5 protein-coding genes are annotated in these 11,744 nt (G+C 43.8%); all 5 read right to left on the minus strand.

Going from position 1 to position 11,744, the window contains the following annotated elements; genetic code table 11:
- Nucleotides 1-90: 90 nt before the first annotated feature.
- The 5 genes from PFZ69_RS07240 to PFZ69_RS07260 all read right to left on the minus strand — a co-directional run bounded on the left by PFZ69_RS07240 (nucleotide 91) and on the right by PFZ69_RS07260 (nucleotide 11,738).
- Nucleotides 91-1,956, minus strand: coding sequence for a C40 family peptidase (locus tag PFZ69_RS07240; RefSeq protein WP_270180336.1), 1,866 nt, complete (start codon nucleotides 1,954-1,956; stop codon nucleotides 91-93).
- A gap of 219 nt (nucleotides 1,957-2,175) precedes the next feature.
- Nucleotides 2,176-5,502, minus strand: a complete 3,327-nt coding sequence (locus PFZ69_RS07245; RefSeq protein ID WP_270180337.1) for a cell wall-binding repeat-containing protein — start codon at nucleotides 5,500-5,502, stop codon at nucleotides 2,176-2,178.
- A gap of 137 nt (nucleotides 5,503-5,639) precedes the next feature.
- Nucleotides 5,640-7,436, minus strand: a complete 1,797-nt coding sequence (locus PFZ69_RS07250) for a cell wall-binding repeat-containing protein (RefSeq protein ID WP_270180338.1) — start codon at nucleotides 7,434-7,436, stop codon at nucleotides 5,640-5,642.
- 94 nt (nucleotides 7,437-7,530) lie between these two features.
- Entirely contained in the window at nucleotides 7,531-9,153 is a 1,623-nt protein-coding gene (locus PFZ69_RS07255; protein ID WP_270180339.1) for a cell wall-binding repeat-containing protein, read from the minus strand.
- A gap of 137 nt (nucleotides 9,154-9,290) precedes the next feature.
- The gene (locus PFZ69_RS07260; protein WP_270180340.1) at nucleotides 9,291-11,738 is read right to left on the minus strand and encodes a cell wall-binding repeat-containing protein; all 2,448 of its coding nucleotides are present in this window, start codon (nucleotides 11,736-11,738) and stop codon (nucleotides 9,291-9,293) included.
- Nucleotides 11,739-11,744 lie beyond the last annotated feature (6 nt).

Here is an 11,744-nt window from a genome sequence, read left to right on the forward strand (position 1 = left end):
TCACATTGTAACATAAAATTTACAATCTATTAACAAACCTGGCCTACTCAAAATAAAAAAGACCGATCTACGAATAGATCGGTCTACCTATCAATGAGCTCTCTTAGCACCGAGGTACCTCGGTGACCAATAGCTAGAATCCATGCTGCTTATCGTAACACCACTTGAAGAGCCGGCGTGAATGAATTTGTTGTTTCCGATGTAGATGCCACCGTGGGAAGCACCTGGCTTATAAGTTTCAAAAAACACGATGTCCCCAACGGATGGGCTGCTGACTGGCGTCGTCACATTCCACATCTGTGCCATTGTACGCGGCAAGGAAACTCCCTGCTTTTTGAAAACATAAACGAGAAAGCCACTGCAGTCAAAACCAGATTGCGGCGTGTTGCCGCCCCACGTATAAGGTACACCAATGAATTCAGAAGCATCCGCGATCAAGTCCATGACGCTGAATGAACCGGTGTTGGAATCTCCCGTTCCGCCGCCGTCGTAGGATGTTCCCTGCTTGAGCTTCTCCCAAGTCGATGAATCTACTATTCCATTCGCCGTTAGCTTATTTCGCGATTGGAACGTCTTCACGGCACTCTCCGTAAGCGGTCCGAACGCGCCGTCTACACCGCCTTTATAGTATCCCAGTGCTTTCAGCTTCGATTGAAGTTCAACAACAAGCTCACCTTTTGAACCTACTTTTAAGACATCGTCATTTGAAGTGTCTTGAACAGGAGGATGAACCGCTGGACCGTTATTACTCAGTGCATCGAGGGTTTCCTTCGTTGCTGTACCTGTCACAGTTAAGCCTTTTGCTCTTTGGAAATCTTTTACGGCTTTTTCAGTAATCGGTCCAAAGTAACCAGTTACGCCAACATGAAACGTTCCTGCCGTTTTGAGGTCCTGCTGAAGCTTCGAAACATTGTCACCTCTTGAACCTACTTTCATCACTGGTTCAGTTGTCTTTGTTCCGCCGCGAGACTTTAACGCATCAAGGGTCGCATCATCTGCAACGCCCGTTACCTTAAGGCCTACTACGCTTTGGAACTCTTTCACTGCTTTTTCAGTGATCGAACCAAAGATACCGTCGACATTGTAATTATAATAGCCGCGATCCTTAAGTCCTTGCTGCAGTGCAGTGACTGCACTGCCCCTTGCACCGATCGTAAGGCCTGTAGCTTTTTCCTCTTTCTTCTCTTGTACCGCTGCACCTGAAAGCTTTTCCTTTGTCTTACCATCCACGACGCCCGTGCTCGATAAGCCATTCGCACTTTGGAACTGCTTCACAGCTTTCTCAGTAATTGGGCCGAAGATACCGTCAACGGCATAGTTGTAGTATCCTTTGTTCTTCAACTGCTGCTGAACGGTTGATACTTCAGCACCTCTAGCACCTACTTTTAGCGTTTGTTCTGCTTCCTGTGTGGGCTTATTCGTTGTCGTTGAAGCGTTCAATGCATTCTCGGTCGCCTGATCGACGATACCAGTAACGGATAGACCTTTTGCAGATTGAAATTGCTTCACAGCTTTCTCCGTAATCGGACCAAAGATACCATCGACATTGTAGTTATAATAGCCTTTACTCTTCAACTTAGATTGAACATCGCTTACAGCCTGACCACGTTCTCCAACTGTGAGAGTATTTGAAGAAGTAGAAGTTGCTTTCGCACTTCCCTTTAACGCATTTAGCGTTTCCGCATTTGCTGTCCCTGTTACGGATAAACCTTTTGCTTTTTGAAAGTCGCTAACGGCTTTCTCGGTGATCGGGCCAAAGTATCCTGTTGACGTATGATATGTAAAGTAACCCTTTTCTTTCAAAACGTCCTGCAGTTCTTTTACATCAGAATTGTTCATTCCGAGCTTTAATTCCTGACTACCAAGGGCTGCTTCTACTTCCCCGGCTTGAACATAAAAAAAACCAGACAAAAGCGCTGATCCAACTACCGTTTTCTTAAGCGTAGAACCTTGCATGTACATCCCCCTTAATGGTTTCACTGCAATGACTAACCGACATATGCTTTTAACAATATCGGCTATTATTCGCTAAGTTTGAATAGTAATCCTTTAAATATGTTAAATTTTTCTTTAAAAAAGGGGGTTTTCTTCGAATAGTAGCGAATTTTGGTAGATAGTAGTAGGTACAATGACATAAAAAAAGCCACTGTTCTTAAATCGAACAGTGGCTTTTGGTTATTCAGAAAGAAGTTTTTCTACATCCTCATCGATTGCACCGCTGCCTCCTAAGATTACGTAGGATTTGGCTTTTCTTTCATTTATAAGCGTCATTATTTCTGCAGGGATTTTATCTTTCATCACAAGGAATTTAGGAGCTGCATTCTGCGCTGCTGCAACTGAACCTGTAAGTGCATCCGGGAAGTTCATTCCACTCGCATAATAAACAGTGTCGTAGTTTGAATACAATTTTGATACGATCGCTGCGTTTGTTGCGAATCGGTTTTTACCAGCATATCTCGTTGGGCTAGGTAGACTTTTTGAAACATTCTCAGAAATGACGCCAGTACCTCCGATCACATACGTTTTTGTGACGCCTTTAATAGCATTTTTCGTAACATCTGGCAGTTCCTTTGTCTTCGTTAATAAAATTGGGTAGCCATTTTGTGCAGCAAATGGCGCAATTGCCAGCGCGTCAGGGAAGTTCATTCCGTAAGCAATAACAGCTCTGTCGTAAAGTCCCATTTTTTCTGCTATTTTAGCTGCAGTTTCAAAGCGATCCTTACCACTGATTCGTTCAACTGAAAGACCTAGCTTCTCAAGCTGCGTTCTCACTGAATCAGAAACCGCTCCTGTACCTCCAAGAATAACGGCTTTCGATGCTTTTAATCGTTTGATTTCGTTAATCGTATCCTCAGATAAGCTCGTTTTACCTGCTAAGAGGATCGGGGCTTGCAGCTTCTTTGCTAGCGGACCTCCCGCTAAGGCATCAGGAAAATCATAGCCTGTTGCAATGACAACTGTAACCGCAGATTTATATGTGTTTTGACTTATTTGATTGGCAGTCCCAAATCGATCTTGTCCTTTAATTCTTACTACACTCTCCAGTGGTGTTTTCACAGTAACGAAAGGACCATTCATCGAGCTGTTTCCTTTTGGATCTACAGCTTCCACCTTAAATGTATAGGATTTGTTCGGTGTTAGGTTAGAGACCTGTGCAGTGGTTACGTCACCACTTACCGTCTTCATTATTTGATTTCCTACATAGATATGATAGCTAGCTATCCCAGACTCATCCGTTGCTGGTGACCAAGATAGCTCCACTGAGTCAGAATTGATCTTCGTAGCTGATACACTAGCGTTTGCTGGCCATTCTGGTTTCTTTTTGTCTGGCTCTTCTAGCGTTTTTGCAGTGACAGATGGGCCGTTCGTCGTTGTATTCGTTTCTGGGTCTGCTGCTTGAACCGTGAATGTATAAGAAGTGTTTGCATTAAGATTTGTTACGGTTGTATTTGTTACATCGCCATTTAACGTTTTAATCAACTTAGCTCCCTGGAAAATGTAATAATGAGCAATTCCGGATTCATCGGTCGCTGGTGTCCAAGTAAGTTTTAAGGTATTCGTTTCGACCTCCGATGCTTTTAAACTTGCATTGGCAGGCCATTCTGGTTTCTTTGTATCTGACTCTGTACCAGTTTTTACTGTTAGTGATGGTCCATTTAGTGATTTATTTCCTTGAGCATCAGCCGCTTCAACCCTAAACGTATAGGACGTGTTTGGTGTAAGAGCATCTATTACTGTGCTTCTCACATCTCCATTCACCGTCTTGACTAGTGTATTTCCTTCATAAATATGATAGTTTGAGACCCCTTTGTTATCTGAAGCTGCTGACCAGGATAGTTTTACAGAGTCCGTTCCAACTTCTGTAGCGTTAAGAGTTGAACCTGCTGGCCACACTGGCTCATCTATATCGATTCCATCTCCAAGATCAATCGATACGCCCATTACGTCCTGGCTGTAATCATTAACCTGAATGGCTACCTTTGTAGACGTTCCATTGTATAGCTTGCTATTAGGGGTTGTTATTGTGTTAAATAGCGCTTCGTTCCCTTTACGATAGTAATGGTTGAAGTCGACATACCACCTATACGTATCTAGATCACTACCATACTTCTCATTTGCTTCTTCAAGATCTACTAGCTTGTGAAACTCATTATCGTTTTGCTCCCACGACCGATCCTCATCGATGTGCCAGATCGCGACTCCACCCGACACCGTTACGTTCTCAAGACCTCTATCGTACCCTGTATACTGACGATTTTCGATTAAAAAATACTCAGAAGGATCTATCGTATTTATTCTAATAACGTTATAGCTGCCATCTTTATTAGAATTCATTTTCGTTTTTGTAGAGGCGGAAATCACATTAGGCACAACATAGCCAAGCTGTTGCTTTGACCATGCATCCATATGAGTCGGCGTTTGACCAGGGTACTCACCATTCTGATATGCCCAAGACCCTGAAGCCATGAGGCTATGGACTCCGATTCCAAGAGATGAACCGTCACGGTCATAGAGATCCGGCAAACCTAAGTCGTGTCCAAGCTCATGCGCAATAATTCCAATCGTCGCCATATGGTCATCGTGCTTTTCTCCAAACTGTGTGTAACCTCCACCGTTGTAGATGGAACCAACTGTTACACCGTCCAGCATAGGAGCTTCAGAAAACAGTCCCCACTTGTGACCCCATACACGAGGAGACGGGTCACCATAACTTCCTTCCCCACCTGCCACAATTGTCACGACATGCAGCTCGTCCACACTGATGTAACCATCATTATTTTTGTCATATTGACTATAATTCACGCTACTATCTGAAGCTTTTAGAGCATCAGCAACAATCTTTCTGTAGAGATCTCCTTCATTCCATCTATCTACAGGATCGGGGTGGTTATAGTTTAATGAAACAGATGCCACACCATTGTTCGATCCGCTAGTTTCTTGAGCTGGAATGAATTGAAACTTCCCATCAGATATTTCATTGTAGTATGTGTTTAACGAATTAACTGTTTTACTAAAGATTTGGGTGTTCCACTGTGACTCAGAGTATTGTGCCTTTGTATCCGTAAAATTGATGAGAAGGACTAATAGGTTATGTGAGGAAGAGCTTTCAACTGATTGGAGCGTTATGTTATTCGATTCCGGACTTTTGGATGGAGATTCAAACTTGTTTTTAGATGGGAGATCAACCATATCCTTCTTGTCTGATGCGTTTGAAGGAACCGAATCGATGCCCACTTTTGAGGAGGTAATGGTAACGTTAGCGTCCTTAATTGTTGAGTAATACCAATACTTATCTTTGCCCTGTACAATGACATAGCCGTTCTTTGTTTCCATCCAGTGCTTGAACTCATCACCAACTGCCTTAGCTAGAAATGTTGTTCCATCAGGTTGTTTCATCGTTCTAAACATATCGTTAGCAGGAGCAGCAAGGGCATTACCGTTCAACATAAAGAACATGAAAGCAGAAAAAAGTAGGATAGCCATCACTTTAGCAGGTTTCAATTCATTTCCTCCTCAACTATGTATCTCCTATAATATCTATGATAATAGCATGATAGTAAGAGTTAAGATATCTTTTTCGTTTTACAAAAAATGAGAGATGCCAGTAAAATCCGACATCTCTCGTTCGTTTTGAAGAACTACTTGTTTATGATGATTTTTGTTAAATCACGTTCAACATCAATCACATCGTTACCGCCTAGGAGTCCAAAGCGATCGTAAGAAGAGTTCTCAAGGAGAGACTTTGTCACATCCTGTAGAGTGTTTGGTGTGGAAAGAATCAACGGAGCGTTGTTTTTCGCTGCGAGCACTGCTCCTGTTAGAGCATCAGGGAAACTTTTACCTGTTGCTACATACGCTTGCTCATTTCCAAGCGGAAGGTTTTTCAGAATATCAACGTTCGTTTTATAGCGATCCTTACCTGCATAGCGGTCGTAATTTGAAATACCCGCCAATGCTTTTTCGCTTATAACCCCGTTACTTCCTACTACGATCACGTTGTCATAGTTTTTGATTGCTTTTGCAGTAGCTTCTGGTAGTTTATCCTTTAGAGCTAGGTAGATCGGATAGCCGTTTTTTGCTGCATATGGAGCGATGGAGAGAGCATCCGGGAAGTTTAGACCGTATGCGAGAATCGCCGTGTTACTACTCGGTAGGTTCTCTGAAATGATCGCTGCTGTTTCAAAACGATCAGATCCACCGTAACGGTCTACTTTGATCCCCATACTTTCGATTGCCGTCTTCACATCGTTCGTGATTGCACCTGCACTACCAAGTAGGATGACATTGTTAGGATTTAAACGCTCTAACTCTGCTTTCGTTGATGCTGTTAGCTTATTATCTTGTGTTAGCAGCATCGGTGCATTTAGTTGGTGTGCAAGAGGCGTTCCTGCAAGGGCATCTGGATAATCCCCACCTCTAGCAATAACTACTGTATCCGCGCCGTTCGGCCACCCATCTTGCGCAATCGCTGCTGCTGTTTTGTATCGATCAGGACCCGATAAGCGTTGTCCAAGTTGAAGAAGATCACCTGAAGCAATGTATGCTTCATTACCATTTTCAAGTTCAACTTTATACCAAACGTAGTGTTTGAATACCATGCTCGCATCGCTTACACCGTATTTAGGCGATTGGTCATAAACACGATTGCTTGAAAGCGTCACTGGCTCTCGTTCTGTAGTGGATGCAAGGCTCTTGGCTTTTGAAGACGGCGCGTCTCTGAAGTTAGCGCCCTTTGCTGTGATGACAATATCTTGATTTTTGTAGTTCTGAGCTGTTTTATGAAGAACTTCCTCTGGCAGTTCATAATGGAACGTTTCAAAGTAAAGCTGATTTTTTTCTCCATAGCTAAAATCATCGAGTTCAAACGTAAATGGAATCGGTTGGACGTTCCCAGCTATGCTAAATTGTTCAATAGATTGATAGACTTTTTCTTGATAAGCATCAAGGTTACGATCGCCAGAACCATCACTTTTGATAATCGGGCTATTTTTTTGAACGACACTATTATACGCGAGAACAGCGAAATACCAGCTTTCAAGTACATCACGATCGTTATCGTTCACGGTAGGAAGCTTCCCGCTCTTCCCTTCAAACTTGTCGTTCAGAATTTTCAAGCCCTCTTGAATGTTATAACGGGTGTTGCTCTTAAGCTTCTCCTTTTCTGCATCTGATGCATTTGGCTTATACACCTGCATAACGCCAAGCGCTCCTACACTCGAAACCTTTTCCTGGTTCCAGCCGCTTTCTTCATATGCGATCGCCTTCGCTACTTCAGGTGGAATATCCATTTTAATCGCTTCTTCAGTAAGAATTTGTCCAATTTCTTCGTATGTAAGATCTTCAGCTGCTTGAACGTCCTTGCCCCCTAGCTGCAAACTACCAAAACTACTAACTACAAGTAACGCAATAACCATAGAAATAAAAAACTTTTTCAACACATTCTCCCCTTCCCCTTTTACCAACTTTTTCTAGTGTAACATGAAAAAGGGTCAGATGGGGGACGATCCCCTACCTGACCCTCTTATACCATTAGTTAATCGATTCGAGCAGAGATTCAACGTTGCTGTTAACTGCTCCTTCACCGCCTAGAATAGTAAAGTGCCTGATGCCTAGTTCACTAGCTGCTGCTGAAATGGAATCATCTACACTCGTCGGTAGTGCGAGTAAGAATGTGCTGTCCGTTTTCGCAGCGAGGACAGAGCCTGTTAGAGCGTCTGCAAAGTCTGCTCCTGTCGCAATAAACGCTTTGTCAGCAGGGTTGAGCATCGTCGCGATCTTTGCAGAAGTAGCGTAGCGGTTTTCTCCACCGTAGCGATCTGCTCCAGGAAGGTGTGCCAAAACGCTATCAGAAATAACGCCAATCCCTCCTACTGCAATGGATGATTCAAATTCATCTAGCGCTTTTTTCGTTGCATCTGGTAATGTGTCTTTCATTGTTAAAAGGATTGGATAGCCGTTCTCTGCCGCATAAGATGCGATGGAAAGCGCGTCTGGGAAATTCATTCCGTTCGCTACGACGGCTTTCGCTGGATCACCGTCGAGAACAGCTGCGATGTTTGTAGCCGTTTCAAAACGATCAGAACCACCGATGCGGTCGACATCGAGACCTAATCCTTTGAGCTCATTATAGACATATGTTGAGACAGCACCTGTTCCTCCAAGGACATATGCCTTCTTCGCATTTAATCTAGCAATCTCATCTTTTACCGTTTGAGGTAGCGTTTTACCAGTTAACAAGATCGGTGCATCCATCTTAAATGCAAGTGGAGCTCCAGCGAGCGCATCCGGGAAGTCGTCTCCCCTTGCGATGATGACGGTCTCAGCAGACTCCCACCCTTGTTCAGAAATGGAAACAGCCGTTTCATATCGGTCTTTGCCAGAGATTCGATCGACTTTCACTGGTACGACTACCTTAATATGCTTCCAAAACTCTTCCGCTATCACTTCATATCCTGCTTGACCAGGGTGAACATTTTGAGGGTTCGGTAAATATTTCGTATAGTTCGCTGCAATGACATCATACGTAGGAACAAATCCACTGCCTGATTTTAAAGCAATGGCTTCAATCATTTGATTTAAAGAAGTCATCAGTTGAGTGAACACCGCTTGCTGTTCAGCTGGATAAGCGTAGAACGGGTTGTAGTAGCCCTGGATGAATACGTTGGCATCAGGGTTTAATGTACGAATGATGCCCATGATTTGAACATAGTTCGTTTGAACTTTCGTAAATAATGCCTTCACTACCTCTTCATTCTCAAGATCTTCTGGACTGGTTTTTAAAAGGTTAAGAAAATCATTCGCTCCGATCGTGAGCGTAATGAGGTCAGCACTCGCTACAGCTTGTTGTGCTTCAACGTTCATCGTTAACTGTTCCAGAAGGTCATCAGTCGTAAAACCTGGAACGGCAAATTTCTTTGTGAAAGATTCTAATCGATCGATATTCTCTAAATCATCTGCTATGTAATCAGCATAGCTATCGCCAAGTGTTCCATCTGACTGAACTCCTGCAGCCAATGAGTCCCCAAGGGCAACATATTTCCATTCATCATGAACATTGTTTGACTGGGCAGCATATGCAATGGACGGAGCAAATAACATCAGTACAAGGGACAGGATAAACAGTAATCGCGTTTTTCGAACACTTTGCTTCAATCGTTTCCCTCCTTTGATTGGTGTTCTTTATCGTATGCATTATAAAGAACGTCGTTTATACTATTTGCTACCTCATCCAAAAGTCCTGCATGAAATAAAAATAAAGGAAGCGCCGCAGCACTCCCTTTAGTATTTCTTTATTTTGAAAGCTTATTAAATACGTCGTCACTTACAGCACCAGTTCCACCAGTTACTGTGAAGTCGTAAGCTTCTAGATCAGCAATTGCTTTTTCAGTCGCTTCAGGAAGCTTGTTCGGTTGTACGAGTAGGATCGATGCATTTTGCTTCGCTGCAAGTACAGAGCCTGATAGCGCATCTGCAAAGTCCATGCCAGTTGCTACGAATACGCGAGCTGATGGATTTAGATCAGTCGCGATCGTTGCAGCTGTGCTGAAACGGTCTTTCCCAGCATAGCGAGTTGCTTTTGGAAGCATCCCTTCTACTTCTTCACTGATCACACCAGTTCCACCAGCAACGATCGACATATCAACGTTCGTAAGAGCACGCTTCGTTACGTTAGGAAGCTTATCGTCTTCAGAAAGTAAGATCGGATAGCCGTTACGAGCCGCGTAAGATGCGATCGAAAGTGCATCTGGGAAGTTCATACCATTCGCTACGATTGCTTGTTCAGGTGAGCCTCCAAGACGTGCAGCGATGTTTGCAGCCGTATCGAAACGGTCTTTTCCGCTGATTCGCTCAACGTCGATTCCAAGACCTTCAACTTGATATTCTACATATTCACTCACTGCGCCAGTTCCTCCTAGAATCACAACATCCTTCGCACCAAGACGCTTGATTTCTTCTTTAACCTTTTTATTAAGAGAATCCTTACCAGTAAGCAAGATTGGAGCATCTAGCTCATATGCAAGTGGAGCACCAGCAAGTGCGTCAGGGAATGCATCGCCACGAGCTAGAACGACAGTGTCTGCACTTACCCAGCCAGCTTTAGAAACTTCTATCGCCGTGTCATAACGGTCTTCACCAGAAAGACGTGTTGCTTCTTCTTCAACGATTCTTGCTTCTTGACCCATTTCGATCGTTTTACCGTCGATGTATTCAACAAAGAGTTCGTAGTCAACGAAGAAGAGCTCTTCCATACGGCCTTCTTCAGCTGCTTCACCCATTACGGTGTAGCCATCTCCACCAGTCGCCATGAAGGAGTTTGTTGCAACTGTGTACGTTGCATTAGGGTCGATGTCTTCGTAGCCTTTTTCAGTTTTCACATTTACATCTAGGATACGTTTACCTACTTCTGCTTCTTCATCGTACGAGTACATGATGCCAGAAACTTGAGGGAAACGTCCTTGGCCGTCTTCAATACCACTAACACCGTGCTCAAGAGAATCGATGATTTCTTGACCCGTTAGATCAAGCGTTACAAGGTTGTTACCGAATGGCATCGTAGTCAGTACTTCACCCATCGTGATCGGTCCTTCATCGATGGAAGCACGGATCCCGCCACCGTTTTGAATTGCGATCGTCGCATCCGTAAATTCTTGTGCTTTTGAAAGCATTGCGTCTGTGATCAAGTTTCCAAGGTTCGTTTCACCAGAACGTACTGTGTCGCGCTCACCATCAAGAAATACTTCTGTGTGACCAACGACTTCTTTTTCAATTTCTTCTAGTGGCTTCTTCAGCTCTTCGTAAAGCTTCTGAGCTTCAGGATCTGGTTCCATCGTTCCTTTGTAATCAACGCGTACGAGGTTTTCGTCCCAGTTAGTAAGGACACCGTTCGCATCGAAGCTTACTTTAAGGTCACCAAGGTATTTGCTGTATTCAAATGCTTGTACAACAACGGTTGGCTCAGTGTCTTCGTTTACAACGATCGCCTCATCAAGCTGTGTATGGCTATGGCCGCCAACGATAACGTCGATGCCTTCAACTGCTTCTGCAAGATCTACTTCCGCGTTCTTACCAAGGTGAGTAAGAGCGACGATCTTGTTGATTCCTTTCTCTTCAAACATCTTCACCATTTCTGCAGCGTGCTCCTGATGATCTTCAAACGTTAGCGTATCTCCAGGGCCAGAAAGTTCAGGTGTCGCTTCTGTTGTTAGACCGAACACACCGACCTTTTCACCATTCACATCGAGGATAACAGCTGGGTAAATCGTACCGCCGTCTCCAGGTGTACCAACTTCATTTTTGTAGAGAGGATTAAGGTCTTCATTCTGACTGTAATCGATGTTTGAGCTTACGATTGGAAACTGAGTCTTTTTCACGAACTCAGAGAACGTTTTAGGTCCTTCATCGAATTCATGGTTTCCAGGAACCATTGCATCGTACTCCATCATGTTCATGAACTGAACGTCAGCAAGTCCTTTGTATTTATTGAAGAAAAGCGTACCAGAAAATACATCTCCACCATCTACTAGGATCGAGTTCTCGCGCTCTGCACGAATGTCTTTGATCGCAGTCAAACGTTTTGGAGCGTTTTCGAGGTGAGCGTGCGTGTCGTTCGTGTGCATGATCGTTAAGTCAAAATTCCCTGTAGCCGCTTCAGAAGGTGTTGCTGGTGCTGCAGCTGCGATTCCCATCGCAAGGGCAGCAGATGATAGTACTGCGATAAATGGCTTCTTCATGTTCATATGGTA

It is taken from the genome of Alkalihalobacillus sp. CinArs1 (genome assembly GCF_947387515.1).
GTDB lineage: Bacteria > Bacillota > Bacilli > Bacillales > Guptibacillaceae > Guptibacillus.